Source organism: Spirillospora sp. NBC_01491 (genome assembly GCF_036227065.1).
Taxonomy (GTDB): domain Bacteria; phylum Actinomycetota; class Actinomycetes; order Streptosporangiales; family Streptosporangiaceae; genus Spirillospora; species Spirillospora xylanilytica.
In genome coordinates this window covers 2980946-2998238 of the sequence record NZ_CP109432.1, presented here as the reverse complement: position 1 = coordinate 2998238, position 17293 = coordinate 2980946, and the positions used below count along the sequence as shown (strand labels likewise).

Genomic DNA, 17293 nt, shown 5'->3' with positions numbered 1-17293 from the left:
CGACGACGTCCGCTGCCGCTGCTGCGACGGTCGCGTGCAGCGGCATCGCCGCCAGCACGAACGCCGTGATCAGTAGCGCCACTCTCGCCAGCCGCAGCGCCGTCGGGCTGGCGGTGCTGGAGTTCATGCTTGGCCCACGACGGTCTGCAGGAGCTTGACCAGGACCGGCGCCAGGACCGCGACGCTGTATCCGATCGCGGCGTAGCGCAGGGTCTTCTTGGCGGCCTCGACCTCGCTCGGGTCGCCGCCGGCCAGGATGTAGCGGGCTCCGCCGATGGTGGCGAACAGGGTGGCCAGGCCCACCAGCATGCTCACGATCACGTTCCGCAGGTTGGTGATGACCTGGTCGAGGGTGGGCTGCGAGGCCAGGCTGCCGGCGGCTTCGGCGATACCGGGAACCAGCAGCGCAGTCGCGACACATCCGGCGGTCCACAACACAGAAGCGGCCAGGAGCCGGGCACGGCTCGGCGTACGCCGATGCGGGTGAGCGTGGGGCTGGTCGGTGGTGCGGCGGGTCGGGCTTGGCGCGTGATGGCGGGTGTTCATGGCAGCGTCTCCGGCTTCGGGTGACGGGTCGGAATGGGCTGCCAGGCGAGAGTCACGGGCCGGTGTGGTGGGCTCTGGGTGTCCTCCTCGAAGGAAACTCAGATGGGTGCGGATGCGGCGGGGACCGGATGACCGTCCGCCCGAGCCGCACCGGCAGGTGTTCTCCTCTGGCACCCATGAAGCACCGCCTCAAGGGCCCAAATTCACGCCCGCACCGAAAGACAATGCCGAGACTTGACCTTGCCAAGCTCGCCGCGGCCCACTCGACCGGTCCGAGTGAAGCGCCATCACCGCTGCCAAAAATCGCTGTGACCAGCAGGAACGTGCTGTGTGGATGGGTCGATCTCGCAGGGATTACCGAAACTTGAATCAGTGACGCTGCGAAATCGGGGGAGTTCGAGGGTGCTTTAAGGGTGCACGGGGATCGGGTGCCCGTCTCGGGCCACCCAACGAATGAACAACCCGCCTTCCAGCCCGGACAACTCCAATGACCACCATCACGCGCCGCGCCCTGACGAGGCCGTCCGGCGGCTGCTGCCGCTGACGGTGTGGCTGTGCTCCGACACCACACCCACGCCCAACTCCGGTGACACCGCCTCCACCGCAGCAGTCCGCCGCAGCCACTCACAGATGCCCAAGGGCGAGATCTGCCAGCGGCACCGTCAGGCCGTGGGGCGGCAGCTCGCGCGGCATCTGATCTCGGCCTGTACTCGCGAGGGCGATGTGGTCGCTGAGGGGTTCACTTCTAGCGAGGCGACGCTGGCCGCCGCCGCCGAACTCGGTCGGCGCGGTGTCGCGCTGGTCCCGCACTTCCCGCTCGCCCAGCACATCGGCGCCCGCCTGCGCGCCGCCCTGCCCAAGGACCAGCTGAACCGTGTAGAGATGCGGCCCTGCCGGCCTGACCAGATGACCCGTGGCCTCGCCGACCACCTCGGTGATGTCGCCCTGGTCGTCGCCGCCCCACCGCCCTACGAGACCGGAGGCCGGACCCCTGCGGGTGAGGGGCGGTCGGGCTGCCCGGTGTGCCGGACGGACCCGCCGATGCTCACCAGCCGGGAGTTCGGGTTGTTCTTGGCGGCGGCGTGGCGGGTGTTGCGGCCTGGTGGGGTTCTGGCGATCACCACCACCGCCCGCCACCAGGCCGGACGCTTCATCGACCCCGCCCCGCGCATCATCCGCCAGGTCCGGGGCGCGGGGTTCAGCTACGTCCAGCACGTCGTCGCGCTCCGCGTCCCGATCCAGGGCGACGCCCTGGTCGTCCAGGCCGGTCCCACCGACATGGCGCAGCTCCGCGACACCCGCTCACGGGCGCTGCCGCCCGCCGTCAGCGTCCACGCCGACGTGTCCCTGTTCACCAAAACCAGCACCCCCCACGGAGCCAGCCGATGAACCAGCACCACAACCACGAGGACCAACTCCACGCGCAGCAGCCGGTGCTCTCGGTGCTGGCGACCGGGCAGCGTCCGTCCCGGCTTCAGCGCCAGGGCCGTTACACGCCCGAGTCGATGCGGCACCCCGGCAAGATGCTGCCCGCCATCGCCGCCCACGTCATCCAGACCTTCACCCGCCCCGGGGATCTGGTCATCGACCCGATGTTCGGGATCGGCACCACCCTGGTCGAAGCGATCCATCTCGGCCGAGACGCCGCCGGAATGGAATACGAACGCGACTTCGTCGACCTGACCCTGGACAACCTCCGGCACGCCCGAAGCCAAGGCGCCACCGGCTGTGCCGAGTTGGCCTGCGGCGACGCCCGCAACATCGCCGCCACCTTCAACGAGCTGCGCGGCACAGCGGCGCTGGTGCTGACCTCACCACCGTACGGATCCCACACCCACGGCCACATCCGCTCCAGCCGCGACAACGGAGGCGGGAAAGTCCTCAAATGGCATCACCGCTACTCCGCCGACGGCGGCAACCTCGCCCACCAGTCCCTGACCGGTCTGCTGGACGGGTTCGGCCGGATCCTGGCCGGCGCCGCGACGCTGCTGCGGCCATCGGGTGCGGTCGCGGTGACCGTTCGCCCGATCCGCGTCAAGGGTGAACTGATCGACCTACCCGGTCAGGTCATCGACACCGCCCAACAGCACGGACTGATCCTGGCCGGCCGTTACGCGGCGCTGCTGGCGGGGCTCCGTGATGGCGCTTTGGTCAACCGGGCCTCGTTCTTCCAGATGCTCGAAACCCGCCGAGCCCGCGAACGCGGCGTCCCCGCCTGCGCCACTGCCCATGAAGACCTTCTGGTCTTTTCCGTTCCTGGCCCTGAGGGGGCTGCGGGCGGTGCGGACACCACACCGGTAGGTACGGGAGTGGGACCTGGAAAGACCTGCCAGCGGATTGGGCTTGACGGGCGGGTTGGAGCCGAGCGTGCATACCAGCGCTCCAGTTCCACCGGCTGGGGCGAATCCGATCCGCTGGAGGACAACCATGAACCCCGAATCCACGCCACCACCCCCGAGCGGCCTGATCGTGGTCGCCGCTCGGCGGCTCACCGGTCCGGTGGTGGGCGGTGAGGGCGGGGTTGTCTCCGGCGGAGATCCGTATGCTGCCCGCCGTGGTCGATGTGGTCACTGCGGGGCGGGCGTTGGGGGTCGGGCGCACCAAGAGCTATGCGCTGGCCAGGGCTGGGGACTTCCCGTGCCGGGTTCTGCGTATCGGCGACAGCTACCTGGTGCCGACCGCCGGACTCCTCGCCCTGCTCGGCCTGGACCAGCGCGGGCGGCCCGAGCCTGGGAACGAGTGATGGGCTGATGGCCAAGGGAACGACGTTCAAATCATGCGGCTGCCGCGACGCCGAGACCGGCAGGCTGCTGCGCGCGAAATGCCCGCGGCTGCGGCGCGGCGACGGACGCTGGAGCAGCAACCACGGAAGCTGGTACTACCAGCTGGAACTCCCGTCCACGATGACCGGAACCAGACGCAACCCGCTACGCCGAGGCGGGTTCCCCACTCAAGACGCCGCGGAAGGGGAGCTGGACCGGGCCAGGGAACTCCTGGCCATCGCAGGCGACGACTCGCTTACCAGGAATCAGATCGCGGAGCTGATCATCTCCACGGTCCGTGCGACCAAGCGGCTGCCGGTGCCTGAGGAGATACGGGGCAAGACCCGCACCGGGCAGGACCTGGACGCCTCCATCACGGTGGGCCGGTACCTGGAGACATGGCTTGCGGGGCGCCGGGCGCTGCGTGAGGGGACCCGGCGGAGCTACGAGAGCCATATCCGGCTGTACCTGGTTCCGCACATCGGAACCGTTCCGCTGGACCGTCTCCGGGTCGCTGATGTCGAGTCGGTGTTCGAGGCCATCGATGAGCTGAACGAGACCATCGAGGCCGCCCGCAGGTCGGGTGATCCAGTGCTGAGGGGCAGGGTGAAGGGGCGCCGGGTGGTGGGGGCGGCGACCAGGCAGCGGATCCGGGCGACGTTGCGGGCGGCGCTGGGCAAGGCGATCAAGGAACGCCGGATCGACGTGAACGTCGCCGCACTGGTCGAACTGCCCTCGGGCAAAGCGCCCAGGCCGCTGGTGTGGACCCAGGAACGCATCGCCGAATGGCGACGCTCCCACCAGGCCCACGTCGAGGAGAAGGAGGTGCGGAAGCGGCGGTTGTGTGAGGTGGAGCCGCAGCGGCGGCACGGCACCCGCCTCAACCGGTTGGACGCCTACATCGGTGCGCCCCGCCCGTCACCGGTGATGGTCTGGACACCCGACCTCACCCGGGCCTTCCTGCAACGCGCGGAGTCGCATCGGCTGTTCGCGCAGTACTACCTGGTCGCCTTCCGGGGGTTGCGGCGGGGGGAGTCGTGCGGGTTGCGCTGGCCTGACGTCGACTTGGATCAGGGGGTTGTGACGGTGCGGTGGCAGATCACCCAGCTCGGCGCCGAGACCCGGGAGGGCAAGCCAAAGTCCGAGGCCGGCGAAGGACAGGTCACCCTCGACAAGTCCACGATCAAGGTGCTGCGTGCTCACCGGGCACGGCAGAACACCGAACGGCTCGCAGCGGGGGAGTCCTGGACCGAGACCGGATTCGTGTTCACCACCGAAACCGGGCAGCCGCTGCACCCCGCCTACGTCACCGAGCAGTTCGAGCAACTGTCGATGGAGGCCGATCTGCCACCGATCCGGTTCCACGATCTGCGGCACGGCGCCGCATCGATTCTGCTGGCGGCCGGGTACGACATGAAGGTCGTGCAGGAGACGCTGCGGCTGTCGTCGATCACCATCGCTGCCGACACCTACACCAGCCTGCTACCCGGCCTGGCCCGCCAATCCGCTGAAGACGCCGCCGCCGTCATCCTCAACGCTGGTTCCGGCAAACACGGCCGGTCCCGCTCTTCGGTGACCGAACTGGCCACCGCCCAGGACGATCCCACGGGCACCGGCCCTGCGGGCAGCAGGCCGGAGAGTGACCGGCGAGCAGGGCTGGAGGGACGGACAGCGTAAGGGGGGATCGGGCACTCTCGGGTGGATCGCAAGCGCTGGAGCTTCGACCAAAAGCTCCCGGTAATTTTCAAGACCCTTGCCGACCGCACCGCAGCGCTTCCAGAGTGAACTCGAAGCGGGCGTCGTCGTTGACGATCTGAAAACCCGCCTCGCCGTTGTCCCGGAGCTCGAATGCGTAGCCACGGCGGTCGCACTCATCCGCGATCGCTTGCGTGATCAGCAACGCCCGGTCCCTGGTCTCGACCGACACGTTCAACAGATGTGGGGTTTCCCGAAGCGCGCGTACCGCTTGGTGGCAGTAGTGAAGCGCCCCCGGTGACGGGACAGGCGGCAGCGGCTCTGGTCTGGGAGGGGCATCATCGTGACTGACCATTCGAATCACAAGATCCCCTTTGTCGCGACCCGTGTGCCGTAGAACGCATCCCTCAGGAACCAGGCCCTCGGTGATCGCCTTGCTGATCGTTCGTCGATACGCGCTCCGCAGCGAAGCCGAGGGGTTCGAGACGGTGAGCACATCACATTCCAGCCTGGCCACGAGCGCTTCCGCAGATACCTCCTCGGCTGGGGCTGGAGAGGCAGTTGGTGTCGCCTCCGACATAGACCGCTCGGCATGCTGTGGGATCGCCGGCGTCGTTGGGCTGGTGGTCCAGGCTGATACCGCCCGTTCTCGAGGTAGTAGCGACCAGCCTCGGTCATCGTCGTCTTCCAGGAGCTGCGGCGCCGATCGACCGTGACCAGCCCGCGACCGGCGAGAGCGTAGGCAGTGGTCTTGCCGGTGCAGTCGCTCCAGCGATCAGCGGCGGGGACGAAGTACCCCCGAAAGACCGATGAGCAACCGCGGATGTTCTCGCGTTTGCCCAGGTAGGAGCGGACACGTCCGTAAGGGACTTGAACCCCGAACCTGCGGATTGTGAGCTGAATGTGGTATTAGATGCGGACGACAGAACGATGCACTTGCCGGATTGTCTCGTTAGTCGAGAGTGAAATCCAGAAATTCTTGGTGGGCTGTTCGCCACTCATCCCAGCGTCCCGCGGCTTTAGCTGGCCGATTACGGTGCCGCGTGTAGGTTAGTACGAGATGTTGCTTTGCGCGCGATATTGCTACGAAGAATGCGGACATTGCCGCAGTGGGATCGCCCCAGAAGAGCTGCTCCTCGACCCCGAGAATCACGACCTTCTCAAACTCCAGGCCCTTGCATTTGTGGATGGTCAGGAAGCGGATCGCATCCAGCTCTGAGAGGCGTCTGAGTGCTTGATCTGGGTCACCGTCGACGGCGATTTCTCTTTCGAATGTCTTTAGAGCCTGTTCGATCAGGTCATCGAGGCGTGTACCTCGCTGGTAATCAGGCGACAGAGCGATGAGCACTGGTCGCGACACCAGTTGGAGGAGTTCCTGGACTAACTTCCTCCAAGATGCGGGCTCCTCCGCCTGGAACTCCGGGCTGCGCACGGTAGATCGAGCCTTACGGATCATCCGCTTCAACTGGCTGTTGAAGCGTGAGGCTCCGTCCTCGGATGCGCTCGATCGGTTCGCGATTTTCATAAGTTCGCTGTAGGCATCGGGCTGCCTGTCATCGGTGATGACCCGGATGAAGTTGAGCACTAGTGCCGACGCTGGTTCCGCAGTGAGGTCTTGGCTTTCCTGCTCGTTACGGAAGGGGATACCGCAGTTGGCGAGTTCGGCGCCGAGGGCTGCTGTGACCAGATGAGGTTGCTGGCGAACGAGAACAGCGATCTTGCTTGGTGTCAGGCCCTCCTGAAGCCATTCCTGAAGAAGATTGGTCACCGACAGGGCCTCATCGCGGTCAGTATCGAAGCCAATCACCTCGATGATGCCGCTGTCTCCGGCTAGTTCTTCGTCAGGGCTGACGGCGTCGGGATCCATCTGGGCAATCATTCTGTTCTGCATCCGTCGAAGCCGGGGTTCGGAACGGAAGTTCTGGTATATGGGGAGCGGCTGAGCTGAAAAGTCTTCTGCAAAGGTCTGAAGGACACCCTCCAGCGCGCCGGCCCAGGTCATGATCCGCTGCTTGGTGTCGCCGACGGCTGTCAGAATGGCCGCAGTGTGGCCGAACGCCGCCTTGACCAGTTGATACTGCTGGTCGGTGCAGTCCTGGAACTCATCGAGGAAGACATGGCTGTACGTCTGGCGGATGCCGCCACGGGCGTAGGTATTCGACTCAACGATCTCCAGCGCCAAAGGTACCAGATCGTTGAAGGTGATCTGCTCGCCCTGAATCCGGGTGACAGGATGGATCCGGTAGTCCGAGGTGAGAGTGTTGTATCCGCTGAGTGCGAGGCGGAAGTTGTCGATGATTCGCTTGGCGAAGGCGTGGAAAGTGAAGCTGTCAAACCTGGCCGCGAGTTGTGCGCCTGAGCGACGCCGGACACGATCTCGTAGGTTGCGGGAGGCGTCGGTCTTGAAGGAGACTGCCAGGATCCGCTGCGGGTAGGGGCAGAGTCCAGTGCGCAGCAGAAAGTCCGCTCGTTGGGCCAGTAGTTCTGTCTTACCGGCCCCAGGTCCGGCCGCGACGACCACGTTTTTGTCCGACGTGGTAACGGCCGTTAGCGCGTTTGGTTCGAGGACGAGGCTGTCGACCGGGTGCCACTGGTCGGGCTGGATCATTCCGGGAGCCTATCCAGGCCCCCACGTACGTGTTCGATCAGCCGACTGAGTGCAGTGGGTAGATTATCCACCAGTTCTTCGTCGCTCAGGTCGGCCAGCGCGGCCAGGTGGGTAGCGGGCTTGCTCCGGAGATCGAACTTATCGTGATAGTCATCAAAGAGTGCCAAGACCTCCTTTGGGAGGTGGTGTTCATTGGCGTGGCACTTGCCGAGTACGGCCACGATAGCCTTCTGATCCGGGTCACCTGGCTTGGCAGGGGCGACGTTGTAGGCGTCGGGATATGCCGTCAGCATCATCAGATCGAGGTCGACCGGGTTGGAAAAGAAGACCCCCCTCTGTTCCAGCCATCTAATGGGGCCGTTGCCGTCTTTGAAATGGGGGTCGACGAGGGCCGGGAAGTCTTGGTCGTCGTCCCACTTCGGCAGTTCGCTTATCGCTTTATCGGTGACGGATCCTGGCTGGACGGTGTTGATCTGCTTGAGGGCGTTGCGTACCCGGCCCCAGCCGGCCTGGTGTCGCCCGGCGTCGAGGTCGAGTAGTGTCGCGTGGGGGATCTGCAGCTTGTTGAGGAGTCGCCAGAAATGGTTGACGTGTCGGCCGCCCAGCGGGACCACCGACACCGATGCATCATCCTCGGCGATGCCGATGGCCGCCAGGATCCGTGGCAGGATGACCTGCTCGCTGTCGCCCTCGCCGAGCACGACGAACCGGGAGAAGTACAGCTCGGGGTAAGCCTGGACCGCCTCGCGCACATACTTGGCAGCCGTCTGGTCGTCCTCGGGAAGGACGATGCGATGCACGGTCGTCGTGCGCGCGGCGTCCAACCGCAGAAAACGGATCGAGTGGGGGTCGACCCGCCGTAACAGGGTGGGCGCGTGCGTGGCGATCAGGGACTGCACGTCGCCGTAGATGCACGCGTTGCGCAGCTGACGGATGATGCGGCCCAAGTACTGCGGCGCGAGGCTGTTCTCCGGCTCTTCCAGTGCGATCACGGTATGGACGGGCGGCCGCAGGCGGTCCGCGTCCAGGGAGGTCTCCTCTCCCGTCAGCACCTTCCGGGCTAGGGACTGCCAGGCCAGCACGAGCGAGATGTAGAGCAAGGACTTCTGGCCGTCGCTCAGCCGCTCGAAGGGCAGCGGCGTGCCGTCGTGGGTAGGTGAGAAGGTCACGGTGAGCTGGCGCAGTACACCTTCCAGCCCGTCCTTCCCGAAGGCGATCGACGGATCATTGAAGAACCCACCTCGATGCAGCTGGCGCCACTCCTGGCTCAGCCCAACCCCGATGCTCGCCACGGTGCTGTTCGCGGCGAGCGATGCGGTGATCTGAGCGCTCAGGTCGTTCAGCGTTGCGCGTTCGGTGGTCCAGTCCGTGGCGCGTAGGGTGCGCCCGATGAGCGAAGCAGCAGTGTAGGAGATGTGGTCGGCCGGGTCGCGCCGAGCAGGTAGGTAGTGAACCTCGATATGCCCGCGGTCGTATCGCGACATGTCGGAGCGGCGGGTTGGCTCGCCTGCCTCGTTCACCTCCAGCACGTACTCGATTTTCTCCTCGATGACGCCGTCCGGGGCCAGCGATGCGGTAAGGCGCACGCGGGTCCGCGGGATCCCGTCGGCCGCGTTGAGCGACATGTGGGAGAAGTTCGGGGGGATCGAGGCATGCTGACCGGCGTCCCCCGATTCCGGAAACTCGACATCGACTTCCACCCACAGGACCGGCTCTCCGGCCTGCGTCTCGCCCGCTGTCCGGTCGACGGGCACGTGGAAATCCTCGAGCAGGATCCTGCGCTGAGCCGCCAGCGGGCTGAAGAGCCGCGACAGCGCCTGCAGAACAGCGGTCTTACCCGAACCGTTGGGGCCGAGAACATACGTCAGATCGTCGAGGTCGATCGCTGTGGGCTCTGGCCCGAAGGATTGAAAGCTACTCAGCCGCAAAGTCGTGATCTTCATCGGCGCCTCCTCGCACGCTATTTACGTTGGCCGTGACCACCCCCGACCGTCGCCGCATGGACGACAATCAGCAGGCAGCAAAGATCGTTGATGGGTTATTGCTGGCCAGGGCCAGGCAAGGGGAAGGGCGCCCACGATCAGTGTGCGAAGAGATCCTGGACGCTGATCGCACTCTACTGTCCATCTCGATGATCACGTCCCGCCATCACGGCGACCCTCTGGAGTCCACCGGGTCCCGTTCACAGCAAGGAGTCAACGGCTCGTCGCGTTGTGTGCCCCTGAGCTTCCCCCACTGCACGGGCTGCTGACCTGGGGTTACCTTTGATCACCAGGAAGGGTGTTCGTCATGTCCTCACCACATCCGCTCGAGTTCCGCTTGGTGGGTAAGGCCGAGCGGCGCTGACGGTTGGGGATATGCCCATAGGCCTGATTAACGGGCGGCACCCGAGTGCTACGACAAGAGCGGTCGCGTCTGCCAGCACCCGGATTGGGCCCGTTTGTGACGGTAGTCGTGGTTTGAGTAGCGCACAGGTCGGACAAGGCGACTTCGCTGCCTCTTTCGCCGCCCGACGGAGGAGGAGGCAGCGGCAGGTCCGGTCTCGATAGAGGCGCTGGTCCGTCCCGAGGCTCTTCAGAGGTGCTACGTGATCGGATCGGCGACGTTGTCACCACCAAGGAGGCGAGGCTGTAGGTTCAGCAGGGGTGACGAGCCACCATATCGACTTCTTTGACGATCTCGAGGCTTCGGTAGCGAACGGCATGGTGCCGTCGATGCATGTCGTCGTCACCGACCGGACCGGGCATCTGCTGCTGATCCTTCGTACCACATGGCAATTGGGCGCTGCCCGGTGGCGCGGTCAACCTGAGGGAGTCGGTCGCGCAGGCAGCCATCATGCGTAAGAGCCGCGAGGAGATGGGGATCGTGTGTGGGATCACCGGGCTGGTGGGGGCTTGTCCGGTCCCCGCCACGTGATCCGTTACACCAGCAACGGTAAGGTCCGCCATGTGTTCTTGAGCTTCCCCCCCCGTTTCACGGCCACGTGACCTGAGTTGGCCGTGGGCCAACGGGGAAGGAAGTGTCTCGTGCCGCCACCTCATCCGCCGGAGTTCCGGCGACGCGCTGTCGAGCTGGCCCGGGCCGGCGACAAACCGGTCACGGCGCTGGCCAAGAGCCTGGGCATCAGCCAGTCGTGCCTGAGTAGTTGGATACGGCAGGCAGAGGCCGACGAGGGCCGCACAGACGGCCTGACGAGCGCGGAGAAGAAGGAATTGGTCGAGCTGCGACGTAAGGCCAGGCAGCTGGAACTGGAGAACGAGATCCTCAAACGAGCGGCGGCGTATTTCGCCCGCGAGAACGTCCTCCCAAAATAAAGTACTCGCTGGTCCGTGAACTCGCCGATTACGACATTCCTGTCGCGGTGGTCTGCCGAGTCCTGGGCGTTTCCCGTTCCGGTTATAAAGACTGGCTCGGCCGGTCCATCTCGATCCGCGAACAGAGCGACACCGAGTTGTTAAAGCTCATCCGCGCTGTCCATGCAGAATCCCGGCTCAGCTACGGCGCACCGCGTGTCCACGCCGAGTTGAGGCTTGGGCTGGGCGAGCGGGTGAACCACAAGCGGGTCGAACGGCTCATGCGCGAGGCCGGCATCCAGGGGATCCCCGGCGCAAGGGCCGCCGGAACCTGGTCAACGAGCCCACCGAGGAGGACCTGGTCCAGCGCGCGTTCGACGCCCGGGCCCCGGACCTGCTGTGGGTCACCGACATCACCGAACACCCGACTGTCGAAGGGAAACTCTACTGCGCCGCCGTTCTCGACTGCTTTTCCCGCCGCATCGTCGGTCATTCCATCGATATCCGTCAGGCCAGCGAACTGGTCATCGACGCGATGGCGGCATCGGTCGCCCGGCGCAACCACCGGCCAGCGCCACGATCCTGCACTCCGACCACGGAACGCAATTCACTTCCTGGACGTTCGGGAAACGCCTGCGAGACGCGGGGCTGCTCGGCTCAATGGGCACGGTCGGCGACTGTTTCGACAATGCAATGATGGAGTCGTTCTGGGGAACGATGCAACTCGAACTTCTGGACACCAAGAAGTGGTCGACAAGAGCCGAACTCGCCGCCGCAATGTTTGAATGGATAGAGTGTTGGTATAACCCATTCAGGAGGCATTCCAGTATCGGAATGCTGAGCCCGGTCGCCTTCGAGGAACAACACCGCACTCACCACCGACCGGCTGACCCCATCTCACCCCAGGTGGCCGTGCTATGGGGGGAACCTCATTCTCGATCGTGCTGACTGCCTGCTGGCGTCTGGCCGTCCGACGCCCAGCAGTGAGACCCACCAGGTCCAGTGGGGCCCGCCGGACTGGACCGCCAGCCTGCAGGTGGACGCCTCGATGTGCGCCAGGATCGGACATCTCCTGGAAGGTCGCCATACTTCCGTCATCATCTGACCCCTAGCATCGGCTGGCCGTTCTCACGCGGATGTGGCCGTAACATTGGCGAAGATGTGCTGCATCCGCTCGGCGCCGGCCTCGATGACCGGGCGTAGTTGGTGCCGGTAGACGGTTTGGGTCACCACGCTGTTGCGATGTCCGACCAGGTCGCTGATCTTCTCCACGCGGACGCCGTCGTCGCTCATCAGCGATACGAAGGTGTGCCGCAGCTCGCGCGGGCACCACTCGGTGCCCAGCCCGGCGGCGGCGGTCATCTTCTGGAAGCGGTACCGCACATGCCCGGCCGTCCACGCCGTTCCGTCCGGCCAGCCGAACACCAGCCCGCGGTTGGCGTAGGCGGGCCCGGCGGTGAGCCGGTCGGCGGCTTGCTGGGATTGCGTCGCTTGGAGGGCCTCGACCGCGAGCGCGCACAGCCGCAGGCCTCGGCGGCTGCCTGGAGTTTTGGTGTCGCCGTTGCTCCGGGCTGAGCGTGTCACCACGATCGTGCCGGCCTGAAGGTCGACCTGATCCCAGCGCAGTGCCCGCAGCTCCTCAGTGCGCAGTCCGGTCAGCAGTCCCAGCGTCACATACGGGCCAAGCCGGTGCCCGCCCTCACGCGCCTGGCGCAGCAGTGCCGTGGCTTGGGCCGCCGACATCGACCTGGAGCGGCGGCCTGTGCGGCCGCGCGGGGTGTCGACCAGCTCGGAGACGTTGCGGGCGAGCTTGTCGTGCCGCTGTGCCCGCCGCAGCGCACGAGTCAGGAGTCCGTGCACGATGCCCAGCGTGCTGGTCGACAACTGCTCGGCCCTGCCGAACAGCCACCTTTCGACGTCGTCGGCCGTCAGATCCTGTACCCGCGCCTGACCCAGTTGCGGGAGCAGGTGCCCAGTAGCCAGCTGCCGGTAGGTCTGCACGGTCGCCGCGCTGCGGCCCCGGCTGGCCAGCGCCTTCAGTAGATTGTTGAAGGCGCGTTCCACGGTGTAGTTGCGATCGGCCTGGATCCCCTTCTCCAGATCGGCGACCGCGTCGATGAGCTTGTCCATCACCGCCGCCTGGGTGAGCGCCTTGCGTTTGAGTCGTCGGCGCCGCCCATCCTGCCCGCGACCCAGCGCGATCGCTCCGGTCCATCCCGCGCCCTCGCGGTACACCGACGCCCGATACCGCCCCACCCACGCCCGCATCCAGCGCCCCCGTTCTCCGCTGCCTGCCCTGCTGTCTTCATCCTGGGCACGTTCTGACCAGGTCGACCGGGCATTGACCCAGAGGTCCCTACACGTCCTGGTCAATTCGCGCGGAACAAACCGCCCCCCGGCCTCAGGGCAGGACGAAACAGTCTTGGACATGGACGGTCACGTCGGGGTACCTCGCATAGTCGGGGGTGAAGCGCACTTCGGCTTGGACTTCGTTGTCTCCGGAGCTGTAGCTCATCCTGAGCCCGACGCGCTCATATAGCCTCTCCGCTTCCCTGGGGTCGGCATGGAGGGTGGCCGTCCGCAGGTCATCGGTTTTCTGCACCAGAGCGGCGATCTCCTCGCTGCTCAGCACGGGCCCCACCTGCTTCGTCTCGCGCCTGTCCATCTCCGGTGCCTGCAGCGTGGCGGTGAGGCGTTCGGTGATCCGGTCCGGCGCTAGGACAAGGTTGAGCCATTTGTTCAATTCGGGCAGTACAAGGTCCTCGCGGATGTGGACACTGCGTGGATGCTTGGGGTCGGCGGCCGGTTGGTCCTGCTCGCGGACTCTGCATCGGTAGTAGGTCGTCTGTCCGCTGTGGTGGGTGTGCATCTTACGTTTGCAGATGCCGCACCACAGGGTGCCTTTGAGGGGGTAGCGCCGCTTGGTGTGGTGATGCTTGGGCTTGCCGGTCTGCGGCTGGCGGCGTTTGCTCTGCGCGAGATCGAAGGTCTTCGTGTCGATGATGGCCGGGTGGGCGGTCTTGTCGGAGAACACCCACCGGTCGCGGGGGTTGCAGCGGAGCTTGGTGGTGTGGCCGAGGGCGACGTTCTCCACGTCCAGCAGGACCTCGTCCTTGCGCTGCTTGTTCCAGACCTGTTAGCCGGTGTAGCGGGGGTTCATCAAGATCGTCCGCACGGTCGCCTTGGACCAGGACGCTCCGGCCCGGTGCCGGTTGCGGGCGGGATCGTGCGCGGCCGGGCACGGGACACCGTCCCTGGTGAGCCCTGAGGCGATCGCGAAGAATCCACGCTCTCGGTTTCCTCCCAGGCCCAGGAACTCGGCGAAGATCCGCTGGACGATGGCGGCGGCGCACTCGTCGATCGCCAGTCGGCGCATGCGCTTGCCGTCGGCTGCCTTGGGCGGGTTGGGGTGCGGACCGGCGTCCACGAGGCGGTACCCGTAGGGCGGGCGCCCTCCCAGAAACCTGCCCTCGGTGCAAGTGATGGCTGCCATGGACGCGCGGACGCGGATCTTGATCCGGTTCCGCTCGCCCTTGGACAGGCCACCGAACACGCCCGTGATCATGTCGTGGGCCTCGTTGGTGGGGTCGATCGGCCCGCCGACCTCGGGTACCCACAGCGGGACGCCGTAGTGCTCGAACAGCGGGAAGGTCAGGGAGTACTGGTGCCGTAGAAGGCCCGGTGCGGCTCCCCGATCACTGCCGCGTCGAAGGCCCGTCCCGGGTCCTTGAGTTCCTGAAGCAGAGCCGAAGCGTGCGGACGCCGGATCCACGGGATGGAGCGGGACTTGTCGATGTCGAAGAACTCGGCGGCGATCCGCCCGCCTCGAGGCTCGATCAGTGCCCGAGCCCGGCGAAGCTGCCACCCGCGGGAGGCCTCGGGATCCTGGTGGTCCTCGGTGGAGACCCGCCCGTAGAAGGCGAATCGCATCCCATCCGGATGAGCGGGCCCGCTGTTGCTGTCGTTGCGGTTGGTGAAGTACCTCATGGTGCTTCCTCCGTCGGTCTTCGCTCGTGGCGTCCGGTTGGGATCGCATCGTTCGAGCGTTCGAAGGAGCGCTCGTGCAGCAGCGAGCGTGAAGGCTGTTGGCACGTCCGGTACGCGGACTGTTCTGTCCGGCGTATGCCAGATGATCGACGCGGTTTCCTGGTGCACCACCATCCAGGACACCTTCCCAACCGGAACTCCGGCCCGCGTCAGCGACCCGACGTCCTGAGCGGCTTCTCCCTCACCCGCTGCCGCCCTGGTGGCCGGACCTCATGCCGGTGCGATCGTGCCCTGGCAGGCCGTCGTCAACGGCGTTCGTTGATCATCGCCGCGCTGGCTTTCGTCTACCTGCGGGGGCAGCCGGAGTCGAGCATCCGGCGGGGCGTTGTGGTTGAGAGCGGCGGGGGGCCTACTGCGGCAGTTTCGGTGGTGCGCGATGCGTTGTGAGTGCTGGAAAGCTCGGCTGCCGGTTCATATTTGGTCCCGTTGGTGTCTGGGGTGGGACCGGCGAGCGAACATCGAGCAGCGTGGGGCGGCAAACGCCCCCAGAAAGGCTGATGGGCAAACGCGGATGTTTTCGCGTTTGCCCAGGTCAGAGCGGGTGCGCCGTCAGGGACTTGAACCCCGAACCCGCGGATTAAGAGTCCGCTGCTCTGCCAATTGAGCTAACGGCGCTTGTGTGCTGGGGACCTGGGGGGCTTGCCCTGGTTTCCCTGGCGACATGAAGAACTTTAGCAGGGGCCGGGCGGGTAGTGCGAATCGATTGCCGGGGGGTGGTCCGGGGTGGGGAGGGCGCTCATCAGGCCTCGCCAGAGGGCGATGGCGGTGGCGCGGGAGGTGACGTTGAGCTTGGCGTAGATGCGGTTGACGTGGTTCTTGACGGTCTTCTCGCTGAGGTAGAGCTGGCGGGCGATCTCGCCGTTGGAGCGGCCGCTGGCGATGAGGTCCATGACCTCGGCCTCGCGGGCGGAGAGGGGCTGGGAGGCCCGGGTGGCGGCGCGGACGGCGCGGATCAGGTCGGGGACGGTGAAGGAGCCGGGGGGCAGGTGGCCGCAGGCGCCGTTGTGGAGAGCGGTCTCGATGGTGCCGGTGTCGTCGGGGGAGGCCAGGAGGAGGACGCGGGAGCCTCGGCTGAGGCGGGCGGCGTGGGGGGCCGCGCCGGCGGACAGCAGGACGAGGTCGGGGCGGAGGCGCTCGGCCAGGACGATCGCGGCGGGGCCGGTGGGGGCCTCGGCGACGACCTCGAGTTCGTCGCTGCCGGCGAGCAGTGAGACGACGTCGGCGCGGGTGTTGGGGTTGCCGTCCACCACCAATATGCGTAGTGGGGCCGTTCTGTCGACACTCATCCCGTCTCCGGCGTGTCCTTGACATTTGTATGACGGAGCATAACCGGCAGATCATTCGGAGGCGAGGGTCCTGCCAGGCGGTCGAAGCCCGCTTCGGCGAAGCCGCGTCCGTCCGCCGAGGCGCGTGAGGTGAGGAGGCTCTCGACGGCTACCTCACGCGTTCACCTGGGGGGCGGCGGCGTGCGTGCGACCGGGCAGGGGCGGCGTATCGTGCGGGGGAGGACATGCCGCGGAGCTTGGAGAGGCAACATGGTTCAGGTGGCTGTGGCGCAGTTCGCGCCGGGGCTGGACAAGGACGAGAACCTGGCGGTGGTCCGCCGCCTCGTGGGCGAGGCCGCCGGGCGGGGCGCGCGCGTCGTCGTGCTGCCGGAGTTCGCGATGTTCACCGCGCCCAGGATGGACGAGCGGTTCGTCGCGTCCGCCGAGCCGCTGGACGGCCCGTTCGCGCAGGGCCTCGGCGAGCTGGCGCGGCGGCACGGCGTGCACGTGGTCGCGGGGCTGAACGAGCGGCTCGGCGAGTCCGGGCGGATCTCCAACACGCTGGTCGCGATGGGGCCCGGCGGTGAGACCGTCGCCCGCTACCGCAAGATCCACCTGTACGACGCGTTCGGCTACCGCGAGTCGGAGCTGGTCCGGGCGGGCGAGATCGCCGATCCCGAGACGTTCGTCGCGGGCGGGCTCACCTTCGGCATGCAGACCTGCTATGACGCGCGCTTCCCGGAGATGACCCGGCGGATCGTGGACGCGGGCGCGGACGTCCTCGCGCTGCCCGCCGAATGGGTGCCGGGGCCGCTCAAGGAGGACCACTGGCGGACCCTGGTGCGGGCCCGCGCGATCGAGAACACGATCTACGTCGCCGCCGCCGACCAGGCGGGCCCGGCCGGCGTCGGCAACAGCATGATCATCGATCCGATGGGGGTGGTGCTCGCCTCGATCGGCGAGTCCACCGGCACCGTCGCGGGCGAGGTCACGGCCGAACGCGTCGCCGAGGTCCGCAAGAAGAACCCGGCCTTGCAGCTCCGGCGGTTCGGTGTGACCCCGCGCCCCTGACGCGGC

Annotated in this window: 19 protein-coding genes, 1 tRNA gene and 1 pseudogene; 11 read left to right on the top strand and 10 right to left on the bottom strand. The window is 66.5% G+C overall.

Annotated elements, in window-relative coordinates; genetic code table 11:
* Positions 1-123: 123 nt before the first annotated feature.
* On the bottom strand, positions 124-438 hold the full coding sequence (locus OHA34_RS13985; protein ID WP_329521832.1) for a pilin: 315 nt from the start codon (positions 436-438) through the stop codon (positions 124-126).
* Positions 439-999: 561 nt separating this feature from the next.
* On the opposite strand from OHA34_RS13985, the gene OHA34_RS13980 reads away from it, so the two are divergent.
* Genes OHA34_RS13980 through OHA34_RS13965 form a run of 4 tightly spaced genes read left to right on the top strand, consistent with a single transcriptional unit; the run spans position 1000 to position 4985 of the window.
* Positions 1000-1935 (top strand): hypothetical protein, encoded by a 936-nt coding sequence (locus OHA34_RS13980; RefSeq protein ID WP_329521831.1) that lies wholly within the window; start codon positions 1000-1002, stop codon positions 1933-1935.
* Positions 1932-3059: a TRM11 family SAM-dependent methyltransferase gene (locus tag OHA34_RS13975; RefSeq protein ID WP_329521830.1), complete on the top strand. Its 1128-nt coding sequence runs from the start codon at positions 1932-1934 to the stop codon at positions 3057-3059. Before OHA34_RS13980 ends, OHA34_RS13975 begins: the two co-directional genes overlap by 4 nt.
* Before the next feature lie 41 nt (positions 3060-3100).
* Entirely contained in the window at positions 3101-3289 is a 189-nt protein-coding gene (locus OHA34_RS13970) for a hypothetical protein (RefSeq protein WP_329521829.1), read from the top strand.
* Positions 3290-3296: 7 nt separating this feature from the next.
* Positions 3297-4985 carry a tyrosine-type recombinase/integrase gene (locus tag OHA34_RS13965; RefSeq protein ID WP_329521828.1) on the top strand — a complete coding sequence of 563 codons (1689 nt, stop codon included), beginning with the start codon at positions 3297-3299 and terminating at the stop codon, positions 4983-4985.
* 67 nt (positions 4986-5052) lie between these two features.
* On the opposite strand, the gene OHA34_RS13960 is transcribed toward OHA34_RS13965, so the two are convergent.
* The 3 genes from OHA34_RS13960 to OHA34_RS13950 all read right to left on the bottom strand — a co-directional run bounded on the left by OHA34_RS13960 (position 5053) and on the right by OHA34_RS13950 (position 9554).
* Positions 5053-5235, bottom strand: a complete 183-nt coding sequence (locus OHA34_RS13960) for a hypothetical protein (protein WP_329521827.1) — start codon at positions 5233-5235, stop codon at positions 5053-5055.
* A 720-nt stretch (positions 5236-5955) separates the two neighbouring features.
* The gene (locus OHA34_RS13955; protein ID WP_329521826.1) at positions 5956-7611 is read right to left on the bottom strand and encodes an ATP-dependent helicase; all 1656 of its coding nucleotides are present in this window, start codon (positions 7609-7611) and stop codon (positions 5956-5958) included.
* Positions 7608-9554, bottom strand: a complete 1947-nt coding sequence (locus OHA34_RS13950; RefSeq protein WP_329521825.1) for an ATP-dependent nuclease — start codon at positions 9552-9554, stop codon at positions 7608-7610. The genes OHA34_RS13955 and OHA34_RS13950 overlap by 4 nt, the downstream gene beginning before the upstream one ends.
* A gap of 702 nt (positions 9555-10256) precedes the next feature.
* Here OHA34_RS13950 and OHA34_RS13945 point away from each other — a divergent pair.
* The 6 genes and pseudogenes from OHA34_RS13945 (at position 10257) to OHA34_RS38485 (ending at position 11852) form a co-directional block, all read left to right on the top strand.
* Entirely contained in the window at positions 10257-10454 is a 198-nt protein-coding gene (locus OHA34_RS13945; RefSeq protein ID WP_329521824.1) for a hypothetical protein, read from the top strand.
* Entirely contained in the window at positions 10396-10527 is a 132-nt protein-coding gene (locus OHA34_RS38500) for an NUDIX hydrolase (protein WP_443029651.1), read from the top strand. The genes OHA34_RS13945 and OHA34_RS38500 overlap by 59 nt, the downstream gene beginning before the upstream one ends.
* 110 nt (positions 10528-10637) lie before the next feature.
* The gene (locus tag OHA34_RS13940) at positions 10638-10925 is read left to right on the top strand and encodes a transposase (RefSeq protein ID WP_329521823.1); all 288 of its coding nucleotides are present in this window, start codon (positions 10638-10640) and stop codon (positions 10923-10925) included.
* A gap of 47 nt (positions 10926-10972) precedes the next feature.
* Positions 10973-11200 (top strand): annotated as a pseudogene (locus tag OHA34_RS38495) (IS3 family transposase); the annotation flags it as partial.
* A complete protein-coding gene (locus OHA34_RS38490) occupies positions 11095-11601 on the top strand; it encodes a DDE-type integrase/transposase/recombinase (protein WP_443029650.1) in 507 nt (168 codons plus the stop codon). The pseudogene OHA34_RS38495 and the gene OHA34_RS38490, both read left to right, overlap by 106 nt.
* Positions 11565-11852, top strand: coding sequence for an integrase core domain-containing protein (locus OHA34_RS38485; RefSeq protein ID WP_443029639.1), 288 nt, complete (start codon positions 11565-11567; stop codon positions 11850-11852). Before OHA34_RS38490 ends, OHA34_RS38485 begins: the two co-directional genes overlap by 37 nt.
* 180 nt (positions 11853-12032) lie before the next feature.
* Here the strand turns inward: OHA34_RS38485 and OHA34_RS13935 are convergent, their stop codons facing one another.
* From OHA34_RS13935 to OHA34_RS13910, 6 genes are all read right to left on the bottom strand, one after another.
* On the bottom strand, positions 12033-13139 hold the full coding sequence (locus OHA34_RS13935) for a tyrosine-type recombinase/integrase (RefSeq protein WP_329521822.1): 1107 nt from the start codon (positions 13137-13139) through the stop codon (positions 12033-12035).
* 166 nt (positions 13140-13305) lie between these two features.
* A complete protein-coding gene (locus tag OHA34_RS13930; protein ID WP_329521821.1) occupies positions 13306-13998 on the bottom strand; it encodes a zinc ribbon domain-containing protein in 693 nt (230 codons plus the stop codon).
* 42 nt (positions 13999-14040) lie between these two features.
* On the bottom strand, positions 14041-14469 hold the full coding sequence (locus OHA34_RS13925) for a recombinase family protein (protein ID WP_329521820.1): 429 nt from the start codon (positions 14467-14469) through the stop codon (positions 14041-14043).
* An 86-nt stretch (positions 14470-14555) separates the two neighbouring features.
* On the bottom strand, positions 14556-15065 hold the full coding sequence (locus tag OHA34_RS13920; protein ID WP_329521819.1) for a hypothetical protein: 510 nt from the start codon (positions 15063-15065) through the stop codon (positions 14556-14558).
* A gap of 428 nt (positions 15066-15493) precedes the next feature.
* Positions 15494-15566 (bottom strand) — tRNA-Lys (locus OHA34_RS13915).
* A 56-nt stretch (positions 15567-15622) separates the two neighbouring features.
* The gene (locus OHA34_RS13910; protein WP_285944070.1) at positions 15623-16237 is read right to left on the bottom strand and encodes a response regulator transcription factor; all 615 of its coding nucleotides are present in this window, start codon (positions 16235-16237) and stop codon (positions 15623-15625) included.
* A gap of 249 nt (positions 16238-16486) precedes the next feature.
* Between OHA34_RS13910 and OHA34_RS13905 the strand changes: the two genes are divergently transcribed.
* A complete protein-coding gene (locus OHA34_RS13905; RefSeq protein WP_329521818.1) occupies positions 16487-17287 on the top strand; it encodes a carbon-nitrogen hydrolase family protein in 801 nt (266 codons plus the stop codon).
* The last annotated feature ends 6 nt before the right edge of the window (positions 17288-17293 follow it).

Bases quoted from the DNA above. Each gene is read 5' to 3' on its own strand.
- OHA34_RS13980 (WP_329521831.1), top strand. From the start codon at position 1,000: ATGAACAACCCGCCTTCCAGCCCGGACAACTCCAATGACCACCATCAC.
- OHA34_RS13975 (WP_329521830.1), top strand. From the start codon at position 1,932: ATGAACCAGCACCACAACCACGAGGACCAACTCCACGCGCAGCAGCCG.
- OHA34_RS13965 (WP_329521828.1), top strand. From the start codon at position 3,297: ATGGCCAAGGGAACGACGTTCAAATCATGCGGCTGCCGCGACGCCGAG.
- OHA34_RS13955 (WP_329521826.1), bottom strand. From the start codon at position 7,611: ATGATCCAGCCCGACCAGTGGCACCCGGTCGACAGCCTCGTCCTCGAA.
- OHA34_RS13950 (WP_329521825.1), bottom strand. From the start codon at position 9,554: ATGAAGATCACGACTTTGCGGCTGAGTAGCTTTCAATCCTTCGGGCCA.
- OHA34_RS38485 (WP_443029639.1), top strand. From the start codon at position 11,565: ATGGGCACGGTCGGCGACTGTTTCGACAATGCAATGATGGAGTCGTTC.
- OHA34_RS13925 (WP_329521820.1), bottom strand. From the start codon at position 14,469: ATGATCACGGGCGTGTTCGGTGGCCTGTCCAAGGGCGAGCGGAACCGG.
- OHA34_RS13920 (WP_329521819.1), bottom strand. From the start codon at position 15,065: ATGGTGGTGCACCAGGAAACCGCGTCGATCATCTGGCATACGCCGGAC.
- OHA34_RS13910 (WP_285944070.1), bottom strand. From the start codon at position 16,237: ATGAGTGTCGACAGAACGGCCCCACTACGCATATTGGTGGTGGACGGC.
- OHA34_RS13905 (WP_329521818.1), top strand. From the start codon at position 16,487: ATGGTTCAGGTGGCTGTGGCGCAGTTCGCGCCGGGGCTGGACAAGGAC.